Genomic DNA, 26,702 nt, shown 5'->3' on the forward strand with positions numbered 1-26,702 from the left:
TCACGCGGTCTTTCTTATGTTCGTTCCTGCAAGAGGATGCAGGGAGTGTACCTCGAATGGGGCACCAGGCTCTGCCTCGGTAAATAATGCGATGTTGTTGATTTCAACGGGCTCTTCGAGGACCGGCTCCAGAAATTCGCTGAGCATTTGGGAAATTCGCTCCTGCTCAGGTTCGGCAACGGGATTCGTCAAGGTCATGTGGAAGCGGAAATCATCGAATACATATGGATAGCCCCATTGTTCGAGATTTCTTCGTTCGGACACACTCATTCTCTCAGGATTGCGCCTTGCAACTTCCTGTGCGCTTGGAGGCGCGCGAAAACGATCGAATGCGACCACGATATCGTTGGCCAACTGGTTTAGTTTTGCGACGGGCTCATCAGGGATCAGCGCGAAGAATCCATCCAGATTTGCAATCTTGAGTTTCGGAATTTCCACCGGCTTCATCGACGAAGCGAAGTGCATCAATGCCGATAGAAGCTCGCGCTCCTCCAACCCATCAGCAAGATGAAATGGTGCTTTAAGCGTTGCATGGAAGCCGTATCGGCGCGCCGACTCCGTCAGCTTCGTTATTTCCTCATGGGCAAGGTTACGGATTTGGGGTGCGCGTACGGGCTGCCCGGTAAACGCATTACGGCCCAGCCAGTTAGCCGCAACTTTAAGCAACGGGTCGCTTGAAGGTGGAGTGAAATAGATTGCATAGCGCATTTTGATTCCTCCGGAGCAGTGTCGCGTTACGCTCCGATTATGACAAGCCTTTGAATGTTTCCTATATCACCGCGTTCAATGCTGTTTTCCCATCAGGCGTGAACGCAGAGCATTGGATATTCCATCAAAGATAAAGATCACAGCGAGGATAAGCACGACCATATAGGCAACATTATGCCAGTTGGTATTGGTGCGCATTGCCTCCCATAGTTTCAGACCGATACCCCCGGCACCTACTGCGCCGATAATGGTAGCCGAACGCGTATTCGACTCCCAGAAGTAAAGCGCCTGGCTGGCAAATACCGGCAACACCTGCGGCAGAACGCCGTAACGCTGAACGTTCACAGGAGCAGCACCGACAGATTTGACGCCTTCGCGCTGCTTGTCGTCAATATTTTCCAGTGTCTCGGAATAGACCTTACCCAGTGTACCCGTATCGGTGAAAAAGATCGCCGAAATACCTGCGAGTGGTCCCGGACCAAATGCACGCGTGAAAAACAGTGCCCAGATCAACATATCTACCGAGCGCAGGAAGTCGAAGAAACGCTTAGTTATTTGATTGGCAAAGAAGTTCGGCATGATGTTACGAGCGGCGATAAATGCCAATGGAAATGACACCAGTGTTGCCAGCAAAGTCCCGACGAATGCCATAACGATTGTCTGTAAAAGCTTTGTCCAGACGTCGCCATGCTGCCACGACGAATTGTACCAGATATTATCGAAAGCCAACGCGGCATTGGACATTTCCGGCTTGATGCGCTCACCACTAACGATCATGGACGCGACTTCGCTTATTGATTTGTTCCAGAATGGCGAAGCGGTATCGAAAACGAAATTTGCCCAGCCAAGAAAACGGCGGCTGACAACGACGCGTTCCGGAATAATATCTGCTGTTCCGGCAAAACCAAAATTGACGGTGACCTGATCTTCCTTGAGCGTTGCCCACTCAGGCAACGATCCTTGAGGTTTAGCGCCATCAGCTTCAATCAAAACGAGAAGCTCCTCGCCGCTCCGCTTTGCAACAACCTGTGTCGGACTGATCTGCAGTGATTTGCCAGCACCAAATGTTACAGTGACTTCATTGCCCTGCTGTATTGCCCAGTCTGGTTTAGGATTATCGCCAAGCTCGGAAAACCTCGGATAAGTAATGGTTGTTCCTTCTGGACTCATGCGGACGGTGGTGCGGATTGCGTAGGAAATCCAATCACGTGCATAGATTTCTGCACGCTGCCATTGCCCGGTTGCGAGCACGGTTCCGATGGAAAAGAACCACCAGCAATAAACCAGATAAAGCACGACCCCTGCCCCAATAATAAGCGGCATGAAGCGCTTAAATATTGACGGGTTGAAAACATCCGGATAGCGGGACTCAAAGTCTGCAATGCTCAAAGAGGTCATAGTGCTCATGACTGTTTACCGCCAAATGCGAAAGCCTGATTGCCGATCAGGCGTCGACGTAGCCAAGCGGAAAATTGGTCAACCGCAATTATTGTCGCAAGAAGCAATAGTATTATTGCCAATGTCTTGGCTTGATGGCCGCGCCCGATTGACAAACGCAGTTCTTCACCAATACCACCGCCACCAACGGCTCCTATGATTGTTGAAGCACGCACATTTATTTCAAGACGCAGCAGAGCATAGGACATGAAATTCGGCATTACCTGCGGGACGATGCCGAAGCCGACGCGTTCAAACCAGTTGGCTCCCACCGCACGCAGCCCTTCATCTGCCTTCATATCGGCATTCTCGACCACTTCAAAGAATAGTTTGCCAAGCGCGCCAACGGTGTGAATGCCAACCGCAAACATGGCCGGTATAGGCCCAAGCGACAGGATTGCAGCAAAAAATCCGGCAATGACGATTTCCGGAAACGCGCGTAAAATTTCCATGTAACGGCGCGCAAAAAATCTGATGAGCTTGCTCTTTACGAGATTCTTTGCGGCCAGGAAGCAAAGCAGAAATCCAAAAAACGCCCCCACCAAAGTGGAAATAATGGCGATATTCAGCGTCTCCAGCATTTTGTAGAAATATTCGGGAATGTAGAACGCGCCAAAGACATATACGCGCCCCTCGGGATAGTCGAACTTGAGGCTGCCGTCAAAATAGGGAGATGGTAAATCGAACAGCGCCCGCCAAACCTCCCAGCCGTCCCGCGGGATAAGATCACCGGCAAAATCGAAGAAATGCGGAAGCCGGTCAAAAAATTTACCAGCGTTTGACTCGTTCGCAAACCACAGCGAACCGGAGACAGCAACGAGCAAACCAATCCCGATCAACCAGGAATAAGCACGGCGGCGACCGGCAAGTTCCTGCCAGTGACGCTCGATCTCAATGCCGTCAGGCGTCAGTTCTGTCGAGTTAGCGCGGCTCATGGGCATATCCTTCCCGAGCATAAAAAATCACGGCCAGATCATAAGACCCGGCCGTGATGGAGTGATGGAATTAACCGCCGATCTGCGCCTTGCGAGCGTCGATGATTGGCTGATAGAATTCAGTATTCACTTCGGTATAGCTCTTGAAATCACCGCCCATCGTTGCAGCAAAGCAGGCCGGATCAGATTTTGGAAGCTCCAGCATAAAGTTCTTGAACTTTGTCTTGGTGTCGCTGTCGAGAGAAGTACGAACAACAATTGGACCGTTAGGAATAAGTGGCGACTTCCACAATTCGACAAAATCTTTCATGTCGATGATGCCCTTATCGACCATCTTGCGCAGATTGCCGGAAGTATAACCTTCGTCAAACTTACCAACACCCGAACCGAAAGTGGTACCTGCGTCGAACTTGCCGTCCTTAACTGCGAGAACGAGGTTTTCATGACCGCCACCGAAACCGGTTTCGCTAAAGTATTCCTTTACCGAGGTTTTGATGTCTTTTGGCAAAGAGGTAACAGGAATGAGGTAGCCTGAGGTTGAATCAGGGTCAGCAAAGCCGAGCTTCTTGCCCTTCATGTCTGCAAGTGTCTTGATGCCACTGTCCTTGCGGGCAACCATGATGGAATAATATCCCGTTGCGCCATCAGTCTGTACTGTGGTCAGAATTGGCTCAACAGCCTTCGGATCAGTCAGATAGATTTTTGCAAAACCCGAGGCACCAAGCTCAGCATAATCAAGGGTACCGCCCAGCAGACCCTGGATAACGCCATCATAATCAGTTGCCGGGAAAAGCTTGACGTCCTTGACGCCAAGAACCTTCGGCAGCTGATCGACAATGCACTGGTAGTTGCGCAGGCGATCAGCTTCGTTTTCTCCACCGATAATGCCAACGCGAAATGTTTCAAGATTTTCTGCGCGAGCCATTGAACCGGCTACCATTGCGCCGATTGCGATAGCGCCAAGAAGGGCTTTTTTGAGCAACATTGGTCTCTCCTGTCAAACTTCTGTTTGAGTTTGTGATCTGTTCATGGTTGCCCGTAACGTGGGCTAGACGATCTCTTTCAGCGAGCGGCCAGAATGGCCTCAAGCTCGGGAATGGGCTTCGGCGCAGTGCGCGAAATGCTTGTCGATGTAATTGCTTCTGAAAATGCGTCCTTCAGGCCATCCGCACCGTAAATACGGCGCGCAGCCATTTCTGTCAGATCGTCCGGTCCTCCGTCGAAAACGAGCTTGCCACCCTGCATGCCGATGATCCGCTGGCAAAAATGACGCGCGGTATCGAGCGTATGCAGATTGGTTATAACTGTCAGTCCTTCGCGCTCGTTGATGTCGCGCAGCGATTCCATCACAACCTGAGCATTGCGCGGGTCAAGCGAAGCAATCGGTTCATCTGCGAGAATGACCTTGGGATTTTGCATGAGCGCCCGCGCAATTGCCACTCGCTGCTGTTGACCGCCGGAAAGCGTACCAGCACGCTGAAGAGCTGTTTTAGCTATATCCAACCGTTCAAGCGCGGCTATCGCCATGGCACGCTCTTCACGGGAAAAGATGCCGAGAAGGCTTTTAATTGTGGAGCGGTGATTGAGACGGCCAAGCAGCACGTTCGTAAGAACATCAAGGCGTGGCACCAGATTGAACTGCTGGAAGATCATTGCGCAATCGCGCTGCCAATTGCGCAATGGAGTTCCCCGCAGTCGGGCAACATCCGTACCATCGAAAATTATTGATCCCTCCGAAGGGTCAATCAACCGGTTGATCATGCGCAGCAAAGTAGATTTGCCTGCACCCGACCGGCCGATAATGCCAACCATCTGACCTTGCGGAATTTCTACATTGACGTTGTCGATGGCAATGTTATTGCCAAAGCGCCGCGTCACGTTTTCGATTTTCAGCATCCAGTTAACCTCTGTTGGCGTCAGCTTGTCGTAGAGGGATTGTGTGAACCTGCGATGGCACTTTTATCTCAGTTACATGACAACTGTGGGTAGTTGTTAAGCGCCATGTTTTTCGAGGAATTCCTGGATGTCCAGTTTGCGAAAATCCTCAAGCGCAGCACGCAACTCTGCGTGATCCCAATCCCACCAAGCAAGCAACTGCAACCGTTCGGCAGTCTTTGAATCAAACCGGTCGCGGATCTTTTTGGCCGGAACACCACCCACAATTGTGTAAGGAGCAACTTCCTTCGAGACTACAGCTCCGGCACCGATAACCGCGCCGTCTCCGACATTTACACCAGGAAGGATTGTTGCGCCGTGACCAATCCATACATCGTGGCCGATGGTGACAAGATTTGATCGGCGCCAGTCAAAAAACTCTTCATCAACACCAGCGTCATCCCAGTATTCTGATGAGCGATATGTGAAGTGGTGGAGCGTTGGCCGCCATGTTGGATGGTTGGTAGCGTTAATCCGAACGCTGGCTGCAATATTGGCAAACTTACCAATTCTCGCACACCAGACGGCGCCGTCCTGCATAATGTAGGAATAATCCCCAAGGATGGTCTCACTGATGCGGCAACGCTCTGAAACTTCCGTATAAAGTCCGAGCTCAGATGCATGAACCGTGGCAGTTTCGTGCACCAGAGGTGTTTCTGACAAGCGGCTCATGCTGCTATACCGTTTTGAACAGCAAAAGCCGTCACGTCGATAATCCGATCAGCAACGGCCTCACGAACATCGTCGTCGTGGAAGATGCCGAGCATTGCGACGCCAGCGTTTTTCTTGTCACGGATCATCGAAACTACAACATCGCGGTTCTTGGCATCCAGTGATGCAGTTGGCTCATCAAGCAACAGGATCGGATGATCCGTAATGAAGCCCCGCGCAATATTGACGCGTTGCTGCTCGCCGCCCGAAAAAGTTGCTGGAGGCAATGACCACAAGCGTTCCGGCAGGTTTAGCCCAGCAAGCAGTGCAGCAGCCCTGCCCCGTGCCTCATCCCTGTCAATACCACGTGCGATAAGTGGTTCTGCAACCACGTCAAGCGCTGAAACACGTGGCACAGTGCGCAGAAACTGACTTACATAGCCAATCAGATCACGACGTATGCCCAACATTGTACGCGGGTCGGCAGATGCAACATCGACCAGCCGGTCACGGTAAGGCACGATGATCTGTCCGGAATCAACAGCGTAATTGCCATAGATCATTTTGAGGATCGAGCTTTTGCCAGCGCCTGACGGCCCACCCAGTACTGCACATTCCCCTGCTTTTATGGAGAAAGAGACGTTTGCGACCACAGGCAAGCGGATACTATCCCGCAGATGCATGGTGAAACTCTTGGCGACATCGGAGACAACGAGAGGTGTCGGCATAATCAAACCTGTAGAATGGAGGAAACAAGAAGCTGTGTGTATGGCGCTTGCGGATCGTCCAGAACGCGGTCGGTAAGACCGGTTTCAATGACGTGACCATCCTTCATAACCATCATGCGATGCGACAGCAGGCGGGCAACAGCAAGATCGTGGGTCACGACGATTGCCGCCAGGCCAAGATCGCTGACGAGACCGCGCAGCAAATCGAGGAGCCTTGCCTGTACGGAGACATCCAACCCGCCAGTCGGTTCATCCATGAAAACAAGGCGCGGATTGGTCACCAGATTACGGGCGATCTGTAGACGTTGACGCATGCCACCGGAAAAGTCGCGCGGTTGATCATCAATGCGATCACCGGCGATCTCGACACGGCTAAGCCAATCGGTGGCAGTGGCGCGAATATTGCCATAGTGCCTGTCACCGATGGCCATCAATCTTTCGCCAACATTTGCGCCTGCAGACACGGTCATTCGCAAGCCGTCCGCCGGGTTTTGGTGGACAAATCCCCAATCCGTGCGCATGAGAAAGCGACGCTCCGCCTCACCCATCCGGTAAAGATCACGGAAGTTTCCATCACGCGTCCGGTACTCGACTGTTCCTGCTGACGGAGCGAGTCGCGTTGCCAAACAGTTGAGCAATGTGGTCTTGCCAGAACCAGATTCACCAACGACGGCAAGCACTTCACCGGGAAACAGCTCGAACGAGACGTTCTGGCAACCGATGCGGCTTCCGTAAAACTTGGATAACGCTCCAACTTTCAAAAGAGGTGTATCGCTCACTCTGCTGCCTCCGCTTGTGCCGGCGATAAATGACCGCGATGTCCCGCAGCCTGCCGCTCTTCGCAAAAATCCGTATCGGAACAGACAAACATGCTGCCCCCTTTGTCATCCAGTATGACTTCATCGAGATAACTGCCCTTAGCGGCGCACAAAGCGCAGGGCTGGGAAAATGTCTGGACTTCGAACGGATGATCCTCGAAATCGAGACTGACAACCTGCGTATATGGAGGGATCGCGTAAATGCGTTTTTCCCGCCCTGCTCCGAAAAGCTGCAGCGCCGGAGAATTGTGCATTTTGGGGTTATCAAATTTTGGCGTGGGAGATGGGTCCATCACATAACGCCCCTCGACCTTCACCGGATAGGCATAGGTGGTCGCGATATGGCCGTGGCGAGCAATATCCTCGTAGAGTTTCACATGCATGAGCCCGTATTCTTCAAGAGCATGCATCTTGCGCGTCTCAGTCTCACGTGGTTCGAGAAACCGTAGCGGTTCCGGGATAGGCACCTGATAGACCAATGTCTGTCCCGCCTGCAGCGCAGTTTCGGGAATACGATGGCGTGTTTGTATGATCGTTGCTTCGGTGGTTTTCGTTGTTACCGGAACATTCGCGACTTTCTGGAAGAACGCACGGATTGAAACAGCGTTGGTCGTATCGTCAGCGCCCTGATCAATAACCTTCAGGGTGTCGTTTGGGCCAATAATCGCGGCGGTGACCTGAACACCGCCCGTACCCCACCCATAGGGCATAGGCATCTCACGGCTGGCGAAAGGCACCTGATACCCCGGGATAGCGATAGCCTTCAGGATAGCCCTGCGGATCATGCGCTTGGTCTGCTCATCAAGATAGGCAAAATTATACGTCGCAAGCTCGGTCATTCTGCGGCCTCTTTGATCTGACTTTTTTGATTTTCATGTTCACCGCGCATACGACGCACGAGATCAAGTTCTGCCTGAAAGTCCACATAATGAGGCAACTTCAAGTGCTCGACGAACCCGGTCGACTGAACATTGTCACTATGTGAAATGACGAATTCCTCGTCTTGTGCAGCCGCAGTGATATCCTCGCCAAGCTCCCTCGCCCGCAATGCGCGATCACAAAGAGCCATCGACATCGATTTGCGTTCGCTTTGACCAAAAACGAGTCCATATCCGCGCGTAAACTGCGGCGGTTGCTTCGATGATCCCTTGAACTGATTGACCATCTGGCATTCGGTGAGGCGAATCCGGCCAAGTGTCAGGGGAAAATCGAGTTCAGCGACTTCAAGCTCAACTTCAACCTCGCCGATGCGAATTTCACCGGCAAAAGGGTGGCTACGTGCGTATCCACGTTGTGTAGAGTAAGCCAATCCAAGCAGAAAACCCTCATCACCACGCGCTAGCGCCTGAAGCCTCAAATCACGCTCCAGCGGGAAAGTCAGCGGCTCGCGCGTCAGATCACCTATTTCGCTGCCGTCCGGCATGTCACCATCGGCTTCGATCATGCCGTCATGACCAAGAATGTCGGTCACACGTGGCGTATGTTCATGTGCCTCCACACGCTTGTCCGGCATTTCAACGGGCATGTCTTCAGCAAGCTCAGGATCAAGCAGACGATGGGTATAGTCGAACGTTGGTCCCAACAATTGTCCGCCGGGCAAATCCTTGAATGTCGCAGAAATACGCCGTTCAATCATCATTTGCGAGGTTTCGACAGGCTTGGTGTAACCGAAGCGAGGCAAGGTTGTGCGATACGCACGGACAAGGAAAATCGCTTCTATCATATCACCACGCGCCTGCTTTACGGCAAGCGCGGCAAGTTCAGCATCATAAAGCGAGCCTTCGGCCATAACGCGATCGACAGCCAGTGCCAACTGCTCGACAATCTGATCCAGTCCTATGGCAGGGACCGAGCGGTCGCCGCGGCGACGATCCGCCAGAAGCTTATGAGCATTGCGGATAGCGGCTTCGCCACCCTTAACAGCTACATACATGGCTCAAGCCTCCTTATTTAAAATTCGAGTGGTGCGAGGCAAAGCGGCCAGCAAGCCGTTTCCTGCGAAGATCAGATCAATGCCACGAGGGAATGCACCACGATTTGCCGCCCATTGCTCAGTAAACATTCTAGGGAGTTGGCTTGGGGAAAACGCTTGCGTGCCCTTTATTCCGGGCCCTTCCAGAGTTAGCGAAGTCTGCGCCTCAAAACCGGCGACCTGTAAAATGATGGTCGTCGAGCGGTCAGGATACTCGGACGTGCCTTTGGCAAAGGCATCAAACGACGGCATGTTGTCAATATCGGTGACCAATGCGAAATCAGCACCCGCAGGGTCATTCGTAAGCTCAAGACCAGTGTGAAACTTCAGCCACCCTAATGCGGCTTCCGATGCTTTAATCGGTTTGTCACACCAAACTGTAGCATCGTGGTCGAACAATGTAGCAGCTATTGATGCCGCAACCGGCGTCAAAGGTGACGGAGCCTGAGCCAGATCACCCACAGAAACGATGCGGCCGGGATTGGCCATTGCATCCATCAACGCACGAAATATTTCCTGCGAACCAAGAACGCTATCAGCGAAACCACCTTCAAAAACCTGAGTTGCAGCACGCATCAATCATCTCCCCGTACCATCGTAAAAAAATCAACCTTGGTCGCAGCGGTCTCAGCCCGCTTTTGCTCAAGACTTTCACCCAAACGTTTGGCGATGGGAGCAAGCACCTCATCTGCAACGGCCTGGCGATGAACCGGCTCCTGCCAAAGCGCATCAAAGACAGCCGCCAGCCTGACCTTTTCGCTCGAACGTCCAAGTGCGTAGGCGTGCCCAACAGCACCGTTACCCAGCCGCACAGTCGCCCGTGTCACTGTGGCTTCACCCAGATTAAAAGCAGAACCGCCACCACCAATGCGTCCCCGAACCATGACCAGTCCCGTTTCCGGACCACGCAATGTTTCGACTTCAGGCTTGTTTTCCCAGTCGTTCCAGAACTGCCGCAACTCTTGCGCAGTTGCCTGCGCAAGAAGCGCCATAGACGACTTGCGGCCGAGATCAGTAGCCTCAAGGTTCACGTCCGGATGCGTACCTGTTTCCAAATTTGAACTGCTCATTGACACCTCGCAACAATTTGTCTATTTATCTACACAACTAGACAATAACCATGGTTATAATACCCGTCAATGACAGGAGCATGACAAACTATGCGCTCAAGCCATTTGATTACGAGAAACAGCGGCGTGGCCGTGTGGCGGCAGATCGCTGATCAAATCAGAGGTGACATTTCTGCCGGCAAAATGGCCAGCGGTGTGCGTATGCCACCAGAGATTGAATTGGCGACGCGCTTTGCGGTAAACCGCCATACAATCCGTAGTGCGATAGCTGCATTGACCAAGGAAGGTGTTCTCAGGGCAGAACAGGGACGCGGAACCTTTGTCGCCAATGCAAAAAAACTGACCTACCGCATTGGCGAGCGAACAAGATTTTCGGAAATCCTTTCCACACAGGTCCGTGAAACAAAAGGTGTCCTTCTTGGTTCGAACGTGGAAGAACCCACAGCGGAGATCGCGGCGGCCCTCGGAATGCAATCTGGCACGGTCATCAAAATCGACACAATGCACACGGCAGACGGTAATCCGATATCGTGCGCGACGTCATGGTTTGATGCCTCTCGCGTTCCGAACATAATACAGGATTACAGCGCATCGGGCTCTGTCACGGCAGCTTTCAAACAAGCCGGAATTGAAGATTATCTGCGCAAATCCACAATTATTGGAGCTCGCCATGCGGATGCGGAGGATTTACGACACCTGCAACTGTCTCCCGGCGCTATTGTCCTGGTCGCTACCGCAATAAATGTCGATATGGATGGGCATCCTGTCGAGTATGCGAAAACACGCTTTGCTGCCGACCGTATGGAGATTGCGATCGGCAACAATAAGACCTGAACTACCACATCGTCTTGGCGGCCCGTTCCGGCCATTCGCGATCATAGGTGTCGCCGTCAAAGCGAGCTTCGCTCAATGCAGCCAAAATCTGACCCGGAGTCGGGAATTCTTTCGGTGAGCGATGTTTTGCAGGATTCCAAAGCTCCGAACGAATAAGCGCGCGGGCGCACTGGAAATAAGCCTCTTCGACTTCAATGACAGTAACAGAGCGCGGCGGCTTACCATCCACATTGAAGCTCTCAAGTAATGTCTGATCCGTCTCGATATAAGCGCTGCCGTTGACGCGAAACGTCGTCGTCAATCCGGGGATGAGAAAAAGTAACGCCACGCGCGGGTCACGAACAATATTAAGCAGAGAATCAATGCGATTGTTGCCTCGTCTGTCCGGCATTATCAAAGTTTTCTCGTCGTGAACCCGGATGAAACCGGCAAGATCGCCGCGCGGGGAACAATCCAATCCCTCCGGACCACTGGTAGCAAAAGCCACGAATGGCGAGCCCTCGATTAGCAAACGATAATCCGGGGTGATTCGATCAGCCACTTTGGCCGTCGAAGCTTCCGTAACGCCGCTATAAATCGCTTCAAGTTGTTCTATCGAGGTAATTCGGGTCATCATTTTCTCCTGCATGCGCGTTCGCCGACTAACATGCCATGGCGAAACGATTATGACAGCCTTCACTTTCGAAATGACAGAGGAACCGCACTAGTATATCAGTCGCTCGACCATAAATGGGAGAGATAAGTATGAGCGGATTTGCGGCAATTGGGGAGTGTATGATTGAGCTGTCCGGCGCAAATGGCGACCAATGGCGCATGGGTTTTGCCGGCGACACGCTTAACACCACCTGGTATGTCCGCGCTCTGACCAAAGCTGATTATCCCGTCGATTACGTCACCGCTTTTGGTGACGATCCTTTTTCCATCAAGCAGCGCTCTTTCTTGAACGACAATGGTATTCACACTGCCAATAGTCCCGTGATCGTAGGTGCGCGACCGGGCCTCTACGCGATCAGTCTGACCGGAGCCGAACGTTCATTTACCTATTGGCGCAATGATGCAGCGGCACGCCAGCTTGCAGACGATACCGACGCATTGGCAAAGAGCCTGGATGGCCGCGAAGTGATTTACTTTTCCGGTATTACGATGGGCATACTTAGCCCTAAAAATCGCCAGAACGTTTTGAACGCAGTCAGCAATGCTCGCAGGCAAGGCGCTCTTGTCGTGTTTGATGCAAACTACCGCCCTCGCCTATGGGAAAACGCTGAAACCGCGCGGCAGGTACTCAGTAATGCGTTCCACGTGGCAGATATCGGATTGCCCACATTTCCAGATGAGAACGCGCTTTTTGGCGACGCCACACCTGACGATACAGCCAACCGCATTGCCAGTTATGGTGTGCGGGAAATCGTCGTCAAAGATGGGACAGAGCCCGCGCTTGTTGTCGTCGAGGGCAGTCGAACCAGCGTACCAGCAGCAATCGCAAAAGCTGTCGACACCACTGGTGCAGGCGATAGTTTCAATGGCGGGTATATCGCTGCGCGTCTGGGTGGCCTCAGTCCTGTGGAAGCAGCCACAAGTGCCCACAAAGTGGCAGCCCGAGTTGTAGAATTCCACGGCGCACTCGCTCCCATGAGCGAGGCGCGCGCAGCCTTCATAGGCTAGAGCTTTTTGAAGCTGTATTTGGTCATTTGACTATAAGTCTCGTCGGGACGAAGGATCGCCTGCGGGAAGTATGGAAAATGCGTCGAATCCGGCCAGACTTGCGCTTCAAAACATAGCGCCGCATGATTTTCATACGTCTTGCCCGTCAGACCAATTGCGGGTTTTCCGCCAAGCGTGTTGGACGCGTAAAGTTGCACACCGGGTTCAGTTGTCGATACAGTCATTTCAACGCCTGAGCTTGCTCCTTTGGCCCAAGCGACCGCGCATAGAGGCCGCCGCTGGCTCGCTAGACAAAAATTATTGTCGTAAGTGACCTGCTTGCCGTTTTCCTCGCGCCTCACCGTTCTGAATTCGCGGAAATCATGCGTAGTGCCAGCAACAGGGAGTACCCGTCCATCCGGTAAGAGGTCGACATCAGTCGGCAAATATGCATACGCATCAATCCGAACCTGATGGTCCAGTGCGTCGGTTGCTCCGCCATCATCCAGATTGAAGTAACTGTGATGCGCAAGATTACAGACCGTCGCCTTGTCTGTCACTGCATCCATACGAATGGCCAAAGTGCCCTTGGATTCTAACATATAGGTGCAGGTGATATTCAGATTCCCCGGAAAACCCATCTCGCCATCGGCCAGTTGGATCGTCAGGGTTACGTAATCCGGGCCTACAGCAACAACCTGCCAGAGGCGTTTACCTGCCCCTTCGCTTCCGCCATGAATATTGTGTAAGCCACGGAAATTCTTCTGCAACTCGTAAATTTTGCCATCGATCGTCAATTCACCATCACGAATACGATTGATGGAACGTCCAATCGTCGCTCCCAGATAAGGCGAATAAGCGGGATAATCGGAAAACTCCTGATAGCCGAGCACAAGCGGTTGTTCATGCCCCTTCAGTCGCAAGTCCTGAATCACCGCGCCCCACGTCAACACTTTGGCCGTAAGCCCGCCACCAGTTATCGTAATGCGATGAACGGGCTCGCCTGAATCAGTATGGCCAAAAACTTCCGTATCCATTTGATTTAAAACCTTTTCATATGCGACTGCCCAACAAAACACCCGATGCACAGGGCAACGGGTGTTTCGGGTTTCGAGTTCTATTCCTTTTAAAGTCCAAGGCCGCCAATGCAGACATATTTCGTATCGAGATAATCCTCGATGCCCTGATGTCCGCCTTCTTTGCCAAGCCCCGACTCTTTAACGCCGCCAAAAGGCGCTTCCACTGTGGTGATCAAGCCCTCATTGACGCCAACCATGCCATACTTCAAGCCTTCAGAGACGCGGAACACGCGTCCAAGGTCCTGAGTGTAGAAATAGCCAGCGAGCCCGAACTGAGTGTTATTGGCCAGATCGATAGCTTCCTGTTCAGTCTCGAATTTGTAAATCGGTGCAATAGGGCCAAAGATTTCTTCGGTGGTGAAGAGCATATCCGGCTTCGCATCACCAATGACAGTTGGCTCAAAAAAGCTGCCGCCCAGCGAATGGCGTTTGCCGCCGGTAATGATCTTGCCACCCTTCTGCTTGGCGTCTGCGATAAATTCCTCGACCTTTTCAACGGCCTTTTCGTCAATCAAAGGCCCCTGCTCGGTTCCGTTCTCAAGTCCATTACCGATCTTGAGTTTGGCGGTCTTTGCCGCGAACTTCTCGACAAAGCTATCGTAAATGCCTGCCTGAACCAAAAAACGATTGGTGCAGACACATGTCTGACCCGAGTTACGGAACTTTGCCATGATCGCACCATCGACGGCGCGATCTAAATCTGCGTCGTCGAATACGATAAACGGCGCATTTCCGCCAAGCTCCATCGAGACCTTCTTGACGGTGTCAGCAGCCTGCTTGATCAGAATCTTGCCGATTTCGGTAGATCCCGTAAACGTAATCTTGCGCACAATTGGATTGCTGGTGATCTCGCCGCCGATTTCGCTTGCCGAGCCGGTCAGGATATTGACCACACCCTTCGGAATTCCCGCCTGTTCACACAGAATTCCCCAAGCGAGTCCGGAATATGGGGTCTGGGTTGCAGGCTTGACGACAGCTGTACAGCCGGAAGCCAAAGCAGGCCCAATCTTACGTGCAAGCATGGATGACGGGAAATTCCAGGGAGTGATCGCACCGATAACGCCTACCGGCTCTTTGGTGATAATGATCCGACGGTCGGCCCATGGAGAAGGAACAGTATCGCCATACGTGCGGCGTGCCTCCTCAGCGTACCAAAGAATGTAAGCGGCAGACATGCCGACCTCGCCCTTGGATTCTGCAAGGGACTTGCCTTGTTCGAGGGTCAACAATTCGGCAAGCGCATCCTGATTTTCAAGAATGGCATCGTGAAGCTTTCGCATAAGCTTGGAACGCTCCAGAGCTGAAGTCTTGCGCCAAGTCTTAAAGGCCTCTGCCGCCGCATCGATGGCGCGCTTGGTTTCAGCCTTGCCGGAATTGGGAACCGTACCGATAGCGAGTCCTGTGGCGGGATTGATGACGTCTATCGTCTTGCCCGAATCTGCCGCGACCCATTCGCCATTGATGAGATTCGCCTGCTTCATGAACTGGCTGGATTTCTGCAACATCATATTCTCCCTGTGTTCGAAGGGTTATGCTCTTTTGGTGAGGTCCGTGAAGGATAACCATATTGCGCGTGGCAACTGAGCCTTTGAGTAAGGCCGCGACTATACCCTGCTCCTTTTTGGTAAAAGCTGCAACGGTATCGCTAACCAAATATATAGGTAACAATGGAAACCCAGAATGCGAGGGTCACTGCAGATAAAGCGGTGGCCATTACCATTGAATTTGACGCCAGCGCTTGCCCCGTTCCGAAGCGCGTTGCTATGAGGTAGGAGTTCACTCCGGCAGGCAAAGCAGCTGACACAACAGCAATTTTTGCGGTAAACGGCGCCAATCCCAGCAACCATACCGCTCCAAGGACAATTGCAGGCATCAGCAACAATTTGATGACGGACATGACGAGAGCCGCAGCAATATTGCCTGACACACCAAACTTCTTCAGTCCCATTCCCATTGCAAATAGCGCAACGGGCCCTGCAACACTTGCCAAGGTTTGTATCAACGCGTCTATAGTCTGTGGCATTGGCAGACCAACCAGCCGCCAAACCCATCCGGCCAGAATTCCCAAGACAAACGGATTGCGCAGCAGACTTTTGAAGAACGAAAGCACGACCGCAGTCAAATGCCCCTCGCCGTTAAAAACTCCGTCACGCCGCATTGCGATTTCATGGAGGCTTATGGACGCTGCCATCATGATTGGCATGTGAATGGCAACGATCAAAGAGAGGATTGCAAAGCCATTTTGCCCAAAAACGCCGAGTACAAGCGGCATTCCCAGAAACACAAGATTGGAAAAGGATCCGGAAACACCCGCAACGACACCAGCTCGGTTGTCTCTTCCAAACATATACTTGATCACCAGATCTGACGCGGCCCAAGCAACAATGACACCGCTGAAATAGGCAATCCACAAGGTCCACGGAGCTGCGCCATGGAAATCGGCGGTAACCATTGTTCTGAACAGCAGCAGTGGCGCGGCGATCATAAATACGAAATCGGAAAGACCGTCACCCACCCGCTCATCGAGCAGTTTGAACTGGGCTGCTGCATAAGCGATAGCAATGACGCCAAAGACAACAATGATTGTTTGAATAAGACTCATGGTCTTCCGGAATAAGCCCGGAAGTTTCACGGAGCAAGTCCGGAACATCATCACTTTATTTTTGCGAGCCGAATCCCCATCTGCCTGCTAAGGAGAATGAATGATATATCGATCAGGTCTATGGCTCATTTTTGCATTGGTGCTGACATTTGGCATCACCCCGACGTTACTGCCCGCGCATGCGACAGACGCAGCTTGGGCTCGTGTTCAGCGCGGCGGTTATACAATTCTCATTCAGGGCGGCGATGCTTCGGGTGCACTTAGCCCTGCATCTGACGTGTCGGCAGATTGCACCACACGCACTTTATCCGATCGCGGACACCAGCTGGCACAGAAGCTCGGCGCGCGATTTGCCGCTCGCGGTGTGCGAATCGACAGGGTACTAACCAGTTCAACCTGCAATGCCCGTGAGACAGCTCGCCTTTCTTTTGGCTCTTCCCCAACAGAAATATTCGCGCCACTTGATCAAGCAGACGGTGATGATTCCGCACGCAAAACACAACTCGAACAGATTCGGACGACTATCCTTACTTTTAAAGGCTCCGGAAATCTCGTTTTACTCACGGATCGTACCAATATAATGGCGCTAACAGGAGTTACGCCCCGACCGACTGAAGCTGTTGTAACGGCACCCGCTGAAGACGGAGAAACCATTCACGTTGCTGGAAGAATCATATTCGACTAATCACCACTTGCTGTTGGGTCTTTCCCTAGCCTGCGAAAAAAGCTAGATACCGGCTCATCAGATAGCAGTGTCTTAGACCAGACACCGGAAACCAAAGGAAAATCAATTGTCCGACACATTCGACAAAGTCGCCGATATCATTGCTGAAACCAGCGAAATCGATCGCGACAGCATTACGCCGGAAAGCCATACAATCGACGATCTTGGCATCGACAGTCTGGATTTCCTGGATATCGTTTTCGCAATCGACAAGGCATTCGGTATCAAGATTCCTCTTGAGCAGTGGACACAGGAAGTCAATGACGGCAAAGTTCCGACCGAAGAATATTTCGTGTTGAAGAACCTCTGCGCCAAGATCGACGAACTCGTCGCTGCCAAAAAGGCCTGATCCGCAGACCATCGCGGATAGTGAAACATAGCCATTAACCGGATGCACCGTAACAACGGTGTTGCGAGACAATGCAAAACAACACCGTCGTTATCACAGGCATCGGACTCATCTCCTCTTTAGGAGAAGGCGTCGATGCACATTGGCAGGCCTTCAACGATGGAGCAAAACCTCACATCGATGGCGAGCGGTTTCAGCCCTACACAGTGCATCCGCTGGGTGAAGTCGACTGGAATGCCCAAATTCCAAAACGCGGCGATCAGCGGCAGATGGAAACGTGGCAGCGCATTGGTACCTATACTGCCGGCTTGGCATTGCAGGATGCAGGTATAAAGGACGATGAAGCTTTATGCGCAACCATGGATATGGTTGTGGCAGCTGGCGGCGGCGAACGTGACGTAACTGTCGATACGCAAATTCTCGCCGAGGCGCGTGTTCGCAATGATCTTGGAACGATGCTGAATGAAAAGCTCTCAACGGAATTGCGCCCAACGCTTTTCCTCGCACAGCTTTCCAATCTTCTCGCAGGCAATATCTCCATTGTACACAAGGTGACGGGATCTTCGCGCACATTCATGGGTGAGGAAGGTGCCGGTATTTCGGCTATCGATACAGCCGTATCGCGCATTCGTTCGGGCCAGAGCACCCACGCTCTCGTGGGCGGTTCATACAATGCCGAGCACCCCGATATGCTGCTGGGTTTCGAGTTGAACCAGATGCTGAAGACCGACGGCTGGTCGCCCGTTTGGCAAAGAGCAACCTCTGCAGGTGGAGGAATTGTTACGGGATCGGGCGGCGCCTTTCTTGTGCTGGAAAGCGCGGATCATGCAAAGAAGCGTGGCGTTCGAGCCTACGCTGCTATTGACGGTATTTATAGCTCGCAAATCCGCCGCAACCGCGAAAATCTAAGCGAAACAATCGCCAAGCTCCTGGGTGCAGCAAGTGCCGAACAGGCGGCCGATCTGATTGTTTCGGGTTCGACCGGTGCAAAGGCAGCCACCGCTGCGGAGAAGACGGCGCTTGATGCCTTCTCTAGTGCGACAGTGCGCGGTCTCTCCAGTAAAACCGGACATTTGCGCGAAGCGCAATTTCCTCTTGCTGTTGCAATCGCAGCATTGAGTGTTTTCAACGGGGCTACCTTTCCTCCGCTCGATAGCGAAAATGAGGCAACTGGTCCGGCAAATATCTCCAGTGCACTCGCGACTTCGATTGGCGCGACCCGCAGTGAAGGCGTTGCCCGCCTGAGCAAGGTTTAAAGGATATTCAGATGTCCAAATATACTGATCATTTAGGCCGCCCTCTTGTCGCAATTACCGGCCTTGGCGTAGTCTCGTCCCTTGGCCAAGGTAAGGAAGAAAACTGGGCAGCTCTTACATCCGGTACATCCGGCATTCATACGATTACGCGTTTTGCGCTTGATAATCTACGCACGCAAATTGCCGGAACTGTCGATTTTCTTGAAGAGAGCAGCCAAGGAGCATCCGCGCTATCACAGAAGCTCGCCTCCCTTGCAGCAGAAGAAGCTATTACCCAGGCCGGTCTACCTGTCGACGATTTTGGCGGGCCGTTGTTTCTCGCAGCACCACCTGTCGAACTTGAATGGCGCAATCGCTTCATTCTTGATGCGCTTGTAAAGGCCGAAGGAGAGCCAGGTTACGACCTTTTGCTTGCAGCGTGCCGTCGCGCACCGCAAAATGCCATGTTCAACACGGCTGAGTTTGGATTTATCGCTGAATGCATTGCTGACAAGTTTGGAACGCGCGGATTGCCGATTACTCTATCAACGGCCTGCGCTTCCGGTGCAACTGCAATTCAGCTTGGGGTAGAAGCAATTCGGCGCGGTGAAAGTGACCGGGTTCTGTCGATCGGAACCGACGGCTCGGTATCGGCGGAAGCCCTTATCCGTTTTTCGCTGCTGTCGGCACTTTCCACGCACAACGAGCCTGCTCACAAAGCGGCAAAGCCATTTTCCAAGGACCGTGATGGTTTCGTCATGGCGGAAGGTTCGGGTGCACTTGTCATGGAATCGCTGGAGACTGCGGTTGCTCGTGGTGCAAATATTCTCGGTATCATGCGTGGGTGCGGCGAAAAGGCCGATGACTTCCATCGTACCCGGTCAAAGCCAGATGGGTCGCCAGCAATCGGGGCTGTTCGCGCAGCTTTAGATGATGCCGGCATTAAGGAAGACGCCATTGACTACATTAATGCGCACGGTACCTCCACTCCGGAGAACGACAAGATGGAGTATCTCGCTCTCTCGACAGTGTTTGGCGAGCGCATTTCATCACTGCCCGTTTCTTCGAACAAATCGATGATTGGTCATACTCTGACCGCTGCCGGTGCGATTGAAGCAGTCTTTTCAGTTCTCACAATTCAGACCGGGACAATTCCACCAACTATCAATTATGATAATCCGGATCCTGCAATCGTGCTTGATGTTGTCCCCAATGTGAAGCGTGAAGCAAGCGTTTCAGCGGTGCTTTCAAGCTCTTTTGGATTTGGTGGACAAAATACGTGTCTTGTAATGACAGCAGAACCAAACTAATCCGGGACCTGAATTAGAGCAATTCCAATAAAATATGGAAACCAATTTTCCAATTGGAATTGCACAAACCAAAAAAACAAGCGTTCGACTGCTTCTTTAACAGCCGAATAGCTCCAGGAAACGGACATGCGCGCACTACAGCTGATTGAAGATCGTAAACTCGAAATCGTTGATGTTGCTCCGCCGCCTCCACCAGATGCGGGCGAAGTGACGGTCAATATCAAGGCGGTTGCGCTCAATCATATCGACGTATGGGGCTGGCGCGGCATGGCTTTCGCCAAGCGCAAAATGCCTTTGACAATCGGCGCAGAAGCATCCGGTGTCGTCGATGCTATTGGACCCGGCGTCAGTAATTTGCTCCCGGGGCAATTGGTTTCGATTTACGGCGCACAGACCTGTGGCCTTTGCCGTGCTTGCCGTGAAGGACGGGACAATCTTTGCGAGCATGTCTCCGGCGTCCATGGCTTCCATCTTGATGGTTTCGCTCAAGAGAAGGTCAATCTGAAGGCACGGCTTCTGGTTCCTGCACCTCCAGGGGTAGATGAAATCGGTGCAGCGGTCGCCCCCGTTACGTTTGGAACTGTCGAACATATGCTGTTTGACAATGCAAAGCTCGAACCCGGTGAAACTATTCTCGTACATGCGGGCGGATCAGGCATCGGTTCAGCAGCGATCCAGCTTGCAAAAAAAATGGGCTGTACGGTCATCACAACTGTCGGTTCAGATAACAAGATCGAAAAAGCCAAGGAACTTGGAGCGGATCACGTTATCAATTACCGCGAAGATCGCTTTGAAGGCGTTGTCCGCAAGCTTACCAAGAAAAAGGGGGTCGACGTTGTTTTCGAACATGTTGGCGCTGATACTTGGGCTGGTTCAATGCTATCGCTGCGGCGTGGTGGACGCCTCGTAACCTGCGGATCAACTTCGGGTGTTTCCACCAGCATGAATTTGATGATGCTTTTCCAGCAGCAATTGAAGCTGCTCGGTTCGTTTGGCTGCCGTATGGAAAACATGGCCGATGCCATGCAGAAGATGGCGCGCGGTCTGATTAAACCCGTCATCGATACCGAGGTCAGTTTCGACGATATCGACACCGCGCTGAAGCGGATGGAAGGGCGGGACGTTTTCGGCAAGATCATTTTGCGCGTTAACTGATCACGGATGAAACTCGATAGAAAGCTAGCTCTGTATCGCTGGAGCCAGAAGGTGAAGTCAGTCAACTACTGGCTGTCGGCAAACGTTATCTTCGGCATACTCTGGTTATTACGTCAGCTGCCCGCAAGGGCAGCGATGGATTTCATCGACGCGTCTGCCCGCAAGATTGGCCCGCTGATGGGTCGCCATCGTGTTGCGATGACCAATCTGCGCAAAGCCTATCCGGAAAAACCGGAAGAAGAACTGCAGCAGATCGCCCGTGACATGTGGGGCAACATGGCACGGCTGACAGCAGAATATGTCTTCCTGGATGCAATCTTTGACTATGACCCTCACAGCGACAAGCAGGGATTGATCGAAGTACAGGGACGGGAAATTTTCGAACGTATCCGCGACGAGAAAGATCGGCCGCATATTTTCTTTACCGGCCATACTGGCAATTTCGAACTGCTTCCGATCTGCGCCGCCACATTTGAATTGAACGTAACGGCCCTCTTCCGTCCACCGAACAATCCTTACATTGCCAGAAAAATCCTTGGTGCACGCCGCACGAATATGGGCCATCTCGTGCCGTCAAAAGCCGGCGCGGCGTGGTCGTTAGCTAGCGTTCTCAACGCTGACGGCAATGTCGGCATGCTCGTCGATCAAAAATTCCATCGGGGAATTCCAACGACTTTCTTTAATCGCCCGTGCAAAACCAACCCCCTGTTGGCGAAGCTTGCGCGGCAATATGAGTGCGATGTTTACCCGGCGCGCTGTGTACGCTTGCCGGGCGGTCGCTTCCGTCTGGAACTTGAGGAAAAGATGGAACTGCCACGCGATGCTAAGGGCGCTATTGACCTTGCCGCGACAGCACAAGCACTAAACGACAAGGTTGAGAGCTGGGTCCGTGAATATCCCGGCCAATGGATGTGGTTCCACAAGCGCTGGAATAAATCGTAATCAATAGTAGTTCATGACCGCGTGCTTTGCTTCCGCGAAAAACAACCAGCGCTCTACAAAAACACCCAGTGCGTAACCGGCAAGGGCGATGAGCGATACAATTTGTGCCGCTAAGCCAGATCCCAGTGCCATAGCCCCCAGCAAGGCAACAATTGGCAAAACTATGCCGCTCAGCAATGTAATCATCCAGAGCTTGGCTGCGTGTTTACGGGCAATACGAAAGCCCATTTCGCGCGTAAGGTAATTACCAAGCGAATGTGGCCGTTCAAACAGCCGCACCTTCCCTATGAAGCCAAGACCCGTAGCACTTTCAGGTGTTGAACGAGGTGCTTGAGTTAACATGCGATTGCGCCACATCATTTTGGTAACCAGCCCCGAAAGCAAGAAGGCTACCGCTAACAATTGGAGTACAAGCTTACCGGAAAAAACGCTTGCCAATACAAGCCCGCCTGTGAGCGATAGCAGCAGGAAACAAACTGGTGTTAGCCATGTATACCAGGCGTCTATGGTCTTGAGCGAACCATAAATCATTGATGTGCAATAGACTGTTAGCAGCGAACCGAATGCGCTTATCAAACCCAAAATCACGTCATGCTTGCTCGTAAAAATAGCCAGGCCAGCGCTTAACATCAAAGGAATAAATGTTGCAATTGCCATCACGCCCTCGCGAGAAAGCCAGCTGGAACGCCATTGGCTTAAGGCGCGCCAAGCGCGTTGTGGATTTCCCAAATGGAAAAGCGAGGCGATCAAACCAGTTCCAATCAGAGCCAGAGAGGCCAGATAGGCAAACTTGGTAGAAATCAGTGCAGGGTCAAGAAACCCGAGGCCGAGAATAACTGCAAGGCCATAACCTAGTCCCGACAAAGTCGTGAAGATGATCATAGAAAAGGCTGGATGCATCAGATTCTATCCAGCGTTTTGTCAAGCCATGCGAAAAAGCCGCGGGCACCTTCAGTGTTCTCTGCAAGCGGGACTATCGGAGCGACATCGCTCAACGAACTGCGGGGGCGTGGTGGCAGATACTTGTTCGTTGGTCTTGTATCCTGTTCCGGCATGAGATCGAAACCACCCCGCTCGGCAACCATGATCGAAACATCGGAATTCGGATTGCCCAGATCACCGAAATGGCGCGCATTGACCGGGCAAGTTCTCACGCATGAAGGCACACGATCCTCCTGCTTCAACGTCTCGTTGTAAATCCGATCAACACAAAGCGTGCATTTCTTCATCACGCCAGCCGCCAGATCCATCTCACGTGCACCATAGGCGCAAGACCAAGCGCAAAGCCCGCAGCCAATACATTTATCCTCGTCCACGAGAACGATACCATCCTCGGAGCGTTTGTAAGACGCCCCTGTCGGACAAACGGTTACGCAAGGGGCATCTTCGCAATGCAAACAAGACTTTGGAAAATGCACGACGCGCGCATCACCTGCTTGGCCAATGATCTGGCCGCCTTCTGGAGTAACTTCGAAGCTGTGGATGCGGTTTAGAAATGTGCCGGATACATCTTCGCCATACGCGTGCTGGTCCGACAAAGCATTCCCGTAACCACCGGTATTCCATTCCTTACAACTGATGACGCAGGCGTGGCAGCCGACACAAACGTCTAGATCAATGACAAGACCAAGCTTTTTTGAGCTGCGGGTTTGTGGCAGGCTGGTCATTTTGCCCACTCCTGCCCATATCGCACTTCATCAACAGGCTGCTTCTGGCCACCGGGCTGTTTTATAGCGTTGAAATGGGGTTCAGTTATGCCCTCACCTATTTCCGCTTTCTCGATCCTTACACGCAAATCGTACCAAGCTGCCTGCCCGGTGATAGGGTCAGAGTTTGACCAGCGCATGCCATCTGACTTTGGTGGCAATAGTTCATGGATAAGATGATTCAGCAAAAATCCCTTCGTAGCTTCAGGTGCTTTGGGAGCAAGTGACCAAGCGCCACCACGTTTGCCGATGGCATTCCACGTCCACATGGTATTGCCATTTACCGCATCTGTACGAGCGATTTCACATTTGATCCGGCCATGGTGGGAAATGACCCATGCCCAATCTCCATCTCGCAAGCCAAGGTCATCGCAGATAACGCCTGGCACATAAAGCGGGTTTTTTGTGTGTATCTGGCGCAACCAGGCGTTCTGTGAACCCCATGAGTGGTACATGGCCATGGGGCGTTGGGTAATCGCGTGGTATGGAAATTCGGCCGTATTTATACCCTGCTCTTCAAACGGCCGATACCAATCCGGCAGCGGGTCAAAACAATCAAGCAGGCGTTGTCGATATTGCTGCGGGGCGACAGGCTTACGAACGCCCTGCGCCGATAGGCGAAATTTCTGCAGAGTTTCGACATAAAGCTGGATGGTTACAGGCTGTGGCGCGTCGAAAAAGCCCATATCAATGGCAAACTGCTGATACGCAGCATTGTGATGTTTAAAGTACAAGGCCTCATGCGGAATATGCTTTTTCCAGAATGCACCATTATCGACATAATCTTTGATTTGATCTTTATTGGGAGCACCCCTGCCCTCACTCTCGGCCTCGACACCGCGCCAACCCGACAACGGGCCAACTCCAGGCTTGCGCTGGTGGTTCACAATGTAATCCGCATAATCTTTGTAAAGCGCATTGCCCTGATCATCGACAAAGCCCGGTAATTTCAATCGGGCACCCAAATCGATCAATACAGACTGAAAACCGCGAACATCCCGATCAGGCTTGATGACAGGCCAGCGTATTGCATCACATACAGCCTCGGGCTCCGAAATCGGTCTGTCCAGCAATGAGATACAGTCATGACGCTCCAGATAGGTGGTGTCCGGCAAAACGAGATCGGCATAAGCCACCATCTCCGACGAATAGGCATCGGAGTATATGATTTTTGGGATTTTATATTCGCCTGTTACCTCGTCGCGTTCTTCCAGCATTTTGATCGTGCCGCGCGTATTCATTGAGGAATTCCACGCCATATTTGCCATATAGAGGAACAGGACATCGACGGGGTATGGGTCACCGGCGCAAGCATTGGCGATAACCATATGCATCATGCCATGAGCAGAAAGGGGCGCCTCCCACGAGAATGCCTTATCAATCCGTTGCGGCCTGCCCTCGGCATCTACCAGCAAGTCCTCAGGCCCAAGCGGATACCCCAGATGAGGGCCGCCGAGCGGTTTACCCGGCGTTACATGCTCCTTGCGTCCATGAGGACGCGGATGTGCCGTAGCAGGCTTGGGATATGGTGGCTTGTAGCGATAACCGCCCGGACAGTCGATGGAACCTATAATCGTCTGCAAGACGTGTAGAGCCCGAGCAGACTGGAAACCGTTGGAGTGGGCAGAGATACCACGCATGGCATGAAAGCTCACAGGGCGTCCGATCATCACCTCGTGCTGCTCACCTTTCATGTCAGTCCAAGGCTGCTCGACAATAATCTCTTCTTCGAAGGCAACACGGGCAATTTCCGCCGCAAGCCCACTTATCGTTGCAGCAGAAATACCTGTTTCCGCAGCAACGGACACAGGAGAATATTTCGGATCGAGATATTTCTCTGCCATCAGCCGCAAAACGCTGCGCACCTTCAAACCATCGGTTGTGATGAAATCCGCGTTAAGATCAGCGACATGGCCCGGCTCGTCAAAACGTGCGGTGGCGCCCGTCTTTCGATCTCTTATAAGTGCCTTTCCGAGATCATCGCGCAGGAACAGCCCATGATCCTCATGTCCTTCGTTATCGATTACCAGCCAAGGCGCGTTGGTATAACGAGCGAGATAATCAAGATCGATCCTGCCTGTCCGGAAAAGTTCATGAATGATGCTGAGGATGAGCAGTCCATCTGTTCCCGGTCGAATGCCGATCCAGTTATCAGCTATAGCAGAATATCCGGTGCGAACAGGGTTCACTGACACGAAACGCGCGCCGCGCTTTTTGAGTTTGGAGATACCGATTTTTATCGGGTTGGAATCATGGTCTTCAGCCACCCCGAACAGGATAAAAAGCTTGGTTTTGTCCCAATCAGGCGCACCAAATTCCCAGAAAGCACCACCGATCGTATAGATACCTGCTGCGGCCATGTTGACCGAACAAAATCCGCCATGAGCTGCATAATTGGGCGTGCCAAAATTTTGCGCCCAAAAGCTCGTCAGCGCCTGACTTTGATCACGTCCTGTAAAGAAAGCCAGTTTTTGTGGCGCGCTTTCCCGTATGGGGTGCAGCCAATCAACTGCCAGCGACAAAGCTTCGTCCCAGCTGATTTCCTTAAACTCGCCAGACCCGCGCGGCCCCGTTCGCAATAATGGTGCGCGCAATCTCGCTGGCGAATAGTGCTGCATTATGCCCGCAGAACCTTTGGCACAGAGTACGCCTTTATTGATCGGGTGATCGCGATTGCCTTCGATATAGCGAACCTTGCCATCCTTCAGATGGACATCAATACCGCAGCGGCAGGCGCACATATAACATGTGGTTTTGGCGATTTCGTCACCGACCGGCAACGACAAGGCAAGGCGTGGTTCGGTGTTCATATCTTGTCGCCCCGCTTCATATCCGCTTCGACTGCTGTTTTATAAGAACAATTCCAATCTA

27 protein-coding genes are annotated in these 26,702 nt (G+C 52.4%); 8 read left to right on the plus strand and 19 right to left on the minus strand.

The window, feature by feature from the left end; translation table 11 throughout:
- The 12 genes from PMI41_RS07520 to phnG form a co-directional block, all read right to left on the minus strand.
- Nucleotides 1-708: a DUF1045 domain-containing protein gene (locus PMI41_RS07520; protein ID WP_008123395.1), complete on the minus strand. Its 708-nt coding sequence runs from the start codon at nt 706-708 to the stop codon at nt 1-3.
- Between the two features lie 75 nt (nt 709-783).
- The gene (gene phnE / locus PMI41_RS07525) at nt 784-2,115 is read right to left on the minus strand and encodes a phosphonate ABC transporter, permease protein PhnE (protein WP_008123397.1); all 1,332 of its coding nucleotides are present in this window, start codon (nt 2,113-2,115) and stop codon (nt 784-786) included.
- On the minus strand, nt 2,112-3,080 hold the full coding sequence (gene phnE, locus PMI41_RS07530) for a phosphonate ABC transporter, permease protein PhnE (protein ID WP_008123399.1): 969 nt from the start codon (nt 3,078-3,080) through the stop codon (nt 2,112-2,114). Before phnE (PMI41_RS07530) ends, phnE (PMI41_RS07525) begins: the two co-directional genes overlap by 4 nt.
- 70 nt (nt 3,081-3,150) lie before the next feature.
- A complete protein-coding gene (gene phnD / locus PMI41_RS07535; protein WP_040854318.1) occupies nt 3,151-4,062 on the minus strand; it encodes a phosphonate ABC transporter substrate-binding protein in 912 nt (303 codons plus the stop codon).
- A gap of 80 nt (nt 4,063-4,142) precedes the next feature.
- The gene (gene phnC, locus PMI41_RS07540; RefSeq protein ID WP_008123401.1) at nt 4,143-4,976 is read right to left on the minus strand and encodes a phosphonate ABC transporter ATP-binding protein; all 834 of its coding nucleotides are present in this window, start codon (nt 4,974-4,976) and stop codon (nt 4,143-4,145) included.
- Between the two features lie 96 nt (nt 4,977-5,072).
- Nucleotides 5,073-5,687, minus strand: a complete 615-nt coding sequence (locus tag PMI41_RS07545) for a DapH/DapD/GlmU-related protein (protein WP_008123402.1) — start codon at nt 5,685-5,687, stop codon at nt 5,073-5,075.
- Nucleotides 5,684-6,394 carry a phosphonate C-P lyase system protein PhnL gene (phnL, locus tag PMI41_RS07550; RefSeq protein WP_008123403.1) on the minus strand — a complete coding sequence of 237 codons (711 nt, stop codon included), beginning with the start codon at nt 6,392-6,394 and terminating at the stop codon, nt 5,684-5,686. The genes PMI41_RS07545 and phnL overlap by 4 nt, the downstream gene beginning before the upstream one ends.
- Nucleotides 6,395-6,396: 2 nt before the next feature.
- On the minus strand, nt 6,397-7,173 hold the full coding sequence (gene phnK / locus PMI41_RS07555; protein ID WP_008123404.1) for a phosphonate C-P lyase system protein PhnK: 777 nt from the start codon (nt 7,171-7,173) through the stop codon (nt 6,397-6,399).
- Entirely contained in the window at nt 7,170-8,051 is an 882-nt protein-coding gene (locus tag PMI41_RS07560) for an alpha-D-ribose 1-methylphosphonate 5-phosphate C-P-lyase PhnJ (RefSeq protein WP_008123405.1), read from the minus strand. Before PMI41_RS07560 ends, phnK begins: the two co-directional genes overlap by 4 nt.
- Nucleotides 8,048-9,145, minus strand: coding sequence for a carbon-phosphorus lyase complex subunit PhnI (locus PMI41_RS07565; RefSeq protein WP_008123406.1), 1,098 nt, complete (start codon nt 9,143-9,145; stop codon nt 8,048-8,050). The genes PMI41_RS07560 and PMI41_RS07565 overlap by 4 nt, the downstream gene beginning before the upstream one ends.
- A 3-nt stretch (nt 9,146-9,148) precedes the next feature.
- On the minus strand, nt 9,149-9,760 hold the full coding sequence (phnH, locus tag PMI41_RS07570) for a phosphonate C-P lyase system protein PhnH (protein ID WP_008123407.1): 612 nt from the start codon (nt 9,758-9,760) through the stop codon (nt 9,149-9,151).
- Nucleotides 9,760-10,254, minus strand: a complete 495-nt coding sequence (phnG, locus tag PMI41_RS07575; protein WP_008123408.1) for a phosphonate C-P lyase system protein PhnG — start codon at nt 10,252-10,254, stop codon at nt 9,760-9,762. The genes phnH and phnG overlap by 1 nt, the downstream gene beginning before the upstream one ends.
- Nucleotides 10,255-10,344: 90 nt before the next feature.
- Here phnG and phnF point away from each other — a divergent pair, with 90 nt between their 5' ends.
- Complete coding sequence (gene phnF, locus PMI41_RS07580; RefSeq protein WP_008123410.1) at nt 10,345-11,088, plus strand: phosphonate metabolism transcriptional regulator PhnF; 744 nt, start codon at nt 10,345-10,347, stop codon at nt 11,086-11,088.
- A 1-nt stretch (nt 11,089) separates the two neighbouring features.
- On the opposite strand, the gene PMI41_RS07585 is transcribed toward phnF, so the two are convergent.
- Nucleotides 11,090-11,701, minus strand: coding sequence for a pyridoxamine 5'-phosphate oxidase family protein (locus PMI41_RS07585; RefSeq protein WP_008123412.1), 612 nt, complete (start codon nt 11,699-11,701; stop codon nt 11,090-11,092).
- Between the two features lie 131 nt (nt 11,702-11,832).
- Here PMI41_RS07585 and PMI41_RS07590 point away from each other — a divergent pair, with 131 nt between their 5' ends.
- Nucleotides 11,833-12,750 (plus strand): sugar kinase, encoded by a 918-nt coding sequence (locus PMI41_RS07590; RefSeq protein WP_008123415.1) that lies wholly within the window; start codon nt 11,833-11,835, stop codon nt 12,748-12,750.
- Here PMI41_RS07590 and PMI41_RS07595 read toward each other — a convergent pair.
- The 3 genes from PMI41_RS07595 to PMI41_RS07605 form a co-directional block, all read right to left on the minus strand.
- Nucleotides 12,747-13,766, minus strand: coding sequence for an aldose epimerase family protein (locus tag PMI41_RS07595; RefSeq protein ID WP_008123417.1), 1,020 nt, complete (start codon nt 13,764-13,766; stop codon nt 12,747-12,749). The genes PMI41_RS07590 and PMI41_RS07595 overlap by 4 nt on opposite strands.
- Before the next feature lie 89 nt (nt 13,767-13,855).
- Nucleotides 13,856-15,313, minus strand: coding sequence for an NAD-dependent succinate-semialdehyde dehydrogenase (locus PMI41_RS07600; RefSeq protein WP_008123419.1), 1,458 nt, complete (start codon nt 15,311-15,313; stop codon nt 13,856-13,858).
- A 140-nt stretch (nt 15,314-15,453) separates the two neighbouring features.
- Nucleotides 15,454-16,410 (minus strand): AEC family transporter, encoded by a 957-nt coding sequence (locus PMI41_RS07605; protein WP_008123428.1) that lies wholly within the window; start codon nt 16,408-16,410, stop codon nt 15,454-15,456.
- 100 nt (nt 16,411-16,510) lie between these two features.
- Between PMI41_RS07605 and PMI41_RS07610 the strand changes: the two genes are divergently transcribed.
- The 6 genes from PMI41_RS07610 (at nt 16,511) to PMI41_RS07635 (ending at nt 22,125) form a co-directional block, all read left to right on the plus strand.
- On the plus strand, nt 16,511-17,095 hold the full coding sequence (locus PMI41_RS07610) for a hypothetical protein (protein WP_008123429.1): 585 nt from the start codon (nt 16,511-16,513) through the stop codon (nt 17,093-17,095).
- A 106-nt stretch (nt 17,096-17,201) separates the two neighbouring features.
- Nucleotides 17,202-17,483, plus strand: coding sequence for an acyl carrier protein (locus PMI41_RS07615; RefSeq protein WP_008123430.1), 282 nt, complete (start codon nt 17,202-17,204; stop codon nt 17,481-17,483).
- Nucleotides 17,484-17,554: 71 nt separating this feature from the next.
- On the plus strand, nt 17,555-18,739 hold the full coding sequence (locus PMI41_RS07620; protein ID WP_008123431.1) for a beta-ketoacyl-ACP synthase: 1,185 nt from the start codon (nt 17,555-17,557) through the stop codon (nt 18,737-18,739).
- A gap of 11 nt (nt 18,740-18,750) precedes the next feature.
- A complete protein-coding gene (locus PMI41_RS07625; RefSeq protein ID WP_008123432.1) occupies nt 18,751-20,028 on the plus strand; it encodes a beta-ketoacyl-ACP synthase in 1,278 nt (425 codons plus the stop codon).
- Nucleotides 20,029-20,154: 126 nt separating this feature from the next.
- Nucleotides 20,155-21,183, plus strand: a complete 1,029-nt coding sequence (locus tag PMI41_RS07630) for a zinc-binding dehydrogenase (RefSeq protein ID WP_008123433.1) — start codon at nt 20,155-20,157, stop codon at nt 21,181-21,183.
- A 6-nt stretch (nt 21,184-21,189) separates the two neighbouring features.
- Nucleotides 21,190-22,125, plus strand: a complete 936-nt coding sequence (locus PMI41_RS07635; protein ID WP_040854108.1) for a lipid A biosynthesis lauroyl acyltransferase — start codon at nt 21,190-21,192, stop codon at nt 22,123-22,125.
- On the opposite strand, the gene PMI41_RS07640 is transcribed toward PMI41_RS07635, so the two are convergent.
- The 3 genes from PMI41_RS07640 to PMI41_RS07650 are packed head-to-tail and all read right to left on the minus strand — an operon-like array spanning nt 22,126 to nt 26,641.
- Nucleotides 22,126-23,025 carry a DmsC/YnfH family molybdoenzyme membrane anchor subunit gene (locus PMI41_RS07640; RefSeq protein WP_008123435.1) on the minus strand — a complete coding sequence of 300 codons (900 nt, stop codon included), beginning with the start codon at nt 23,023-23,025 and terminating at the stop codon, nt 22,126-22,128. It abuts the gene before it with no gap.
- Nucleotides 23,025-23,792, minus strand: a complete 768-nt coding sequence (locus PMI41_RS07645) for a 4Fe-4S dicluster domain-containing protein (protein ID WP_008123436.1) — start codon at nt 23,790-23,792, stop codon at nt 23,025-23,027. The genes PMI41_RS07640 and PMI41_RS07645 overlap by 1 nt, the downstream gene beginning before the upstream one ends.
- Nucleotides 23,789-26,641, minus strand: a complete 2,853-nt coding sequence (locus tag PMI41_RS07650; protein WP_008123437.1) for a molybdopterin oxidoreductase family protein — start codon at nt 26,639-26,641, stop codon at nt 23,789-23,791. The genes PMI41_RS07645 and PMI41_RS07650 overlap by 4 nt, the downstream gene beginning before the upstream one ends.
- Nucleotides 26,642-26,702: the final 61 nt, after the last annotated feature.

The sequence above is a fragment of the Phyllobacterium sp. YR531 genome (assembly GCF_000282595.1).
Taxonomy (GTDB): Bacteria; Pseudomonadota; Alphaproteobacteria; order Rhizobiales; family Rhizobiaceae; genus Phyllobacterium.

Coding starts and splice junctions, on each gene's coding strand:
- PMI41_RS07520 (WP_008123395.1), bottom strand. CDS start 708: ATGCGCTATGCAATCTATTTCACTCCACCTTCAAGCGACCCGTTGCTT.
- phnE (WP_008123397.1), bottom strand. CDS start 2,115: ATGAGCACTATGACCTCTTTGAGCATTGCAGACTTTGAGTCCCGCTAT.
- phnE (WP_008123399.1), bottom strand. CDS start 3,080: ATGAGCCGCGCTAACTCGACAGAACTGACGCCTGACGGCATTGAGATC.
- phnC (WP_008123401.1), bottom strand. CDS start 4,976: ATGCTGAAAATCGAAAACGTGACGCGGCGCTTTGGCAATAACATTGCC.
- PMI41_RS07545 (WP_008123402.1), bottom strand. CDS start 5,687: ATGAGCCGCTTGTCAGAAACACCTCTGGTGCACGAAACTGCCACGGTT.
- phnL (WP_008123403.1), bottom strand. CDS start 6,394: ATGCCGACACCTCTCGTTGTCTCCGATGTCGCCAAGAGTTTCACCATG.
- PMI41_RS07560 (WP_008123405.1), bottom strand. CDS start 8,051: ATGACCGAGCTTGCGACGTATAATTTTGCCTATCTTGATGAGCAGACC.
- PMI41_RS07565 (WP_008123406.1), bottom strand. CDS start 9,145: ATGTATGTAGCTGTTAAGGGTGGCGAAGCCGCTATCCGCAATGCTCAT.
- phnH (WP_008123407.1), bottom strand. CDS start 9,760: ATGCGTGCTGCAACTCAGGTTTTTGAAGGTGGTTTCGCTGATAGCGTT.
- phnG (WP_008123408.1), bottom strand. CDS start 10,254: ATGAGCAGTTCAAATTTGGAAACAGGTACGCATCCGGACGTGAACCTT.
- phnF (WP_008123410.1), top strand. CDS start 10,345: ATGCGCTCAAGCCATTTGATTACGAGAAACAGCGGCGTGGCCGTGTGG.
- PMI41_RS07585 (WP_008123412.1), bottom strand. CDS start 11,701: ATGACCCGAATTACCTCGATAGAACAACTTGAAGCGATTTATAGCGGC.
- PMI41_RS07590 (WP_008123415.1), top strand. CDS start 11,833: ATGAGCGGATTTGCGGCAATTGGGGAGTGTATGATTGAGCTGTCCGGC.
- PMI41_RS07595 (WP_008123417.1), bottom strand. CDS start 13,766: ATGGATACGGAAGTTTTTGGCCATACTGATTCAGGCGAGCCCGTTCAT.
- PMI41_RS07600 (WP_008123419.1), bottom strand. CDS start 15,313: ATGTTGCAGAAATCCAGCCAGTTCATGAAGCAGGCGAATCTCATCAAT.
- PMI41_RS07605 (WP_008123428.1), bottom strand. CDS start 16,410: ATGAGTCTTATTCAAACAATCATTGTTGTCTTTGGCGTCATTGCTATC.
- PMI41_RS07610 (WP_008123429.1), top strand. CDS start 16,511: ATGATATATCGATCAGGTCTATGGCTCATTTTTGCATTGGTGCTGACA.
- PMI41_RS07620 (WP_008123431.1), top strand. CDS start 17,555: ATGCAAAACAACACCGTCGTTATCACAGGCATCGGACTCATCTCCTCT.
- PMI41_RS07625 (WP_008123432.1), top strand. CDS start 18,751: ATGTCCAAATATACTGATCATTTAGGCCGCCCTCTTGTCGCAATTACC.
- PMI41_RS07630 (WP_008123433.1), top strand. CDS start 20,155: ATGCGCGCACTACAGCTGATTGAAGATCGTAAACTCGAAATCGTTGAT.
- PMI41_RS07635 (WP_040854108.1), top strand. CDS start 21,190: ATGAAACTCGATAGAAAGCTAGCTCTGTATCGCTGGAGCCAGAAGGTG.
- PMI41_RS07640 (WP_008123435.1), bottom strand. CDS start 23,025: ATGCATCCAGCCTTTTCTATGATCATCTTCACGACTTTGTCGGGACTA.
- PMI41_RS07645 (WP_008123436.1), bottom strand. CDS start 23,792: ATGACCAGCCTGCCACAAACCCGCAGCTCAAAAAAGCTTGGTCTTGTC.
- PMI41_RS07650 (WP_008123437.1), bottom strand. CDS start 26,641: ATGAACACCGAACCACGCCTTGCCTTGTCGTTGCCGGTCGGTGACGAA.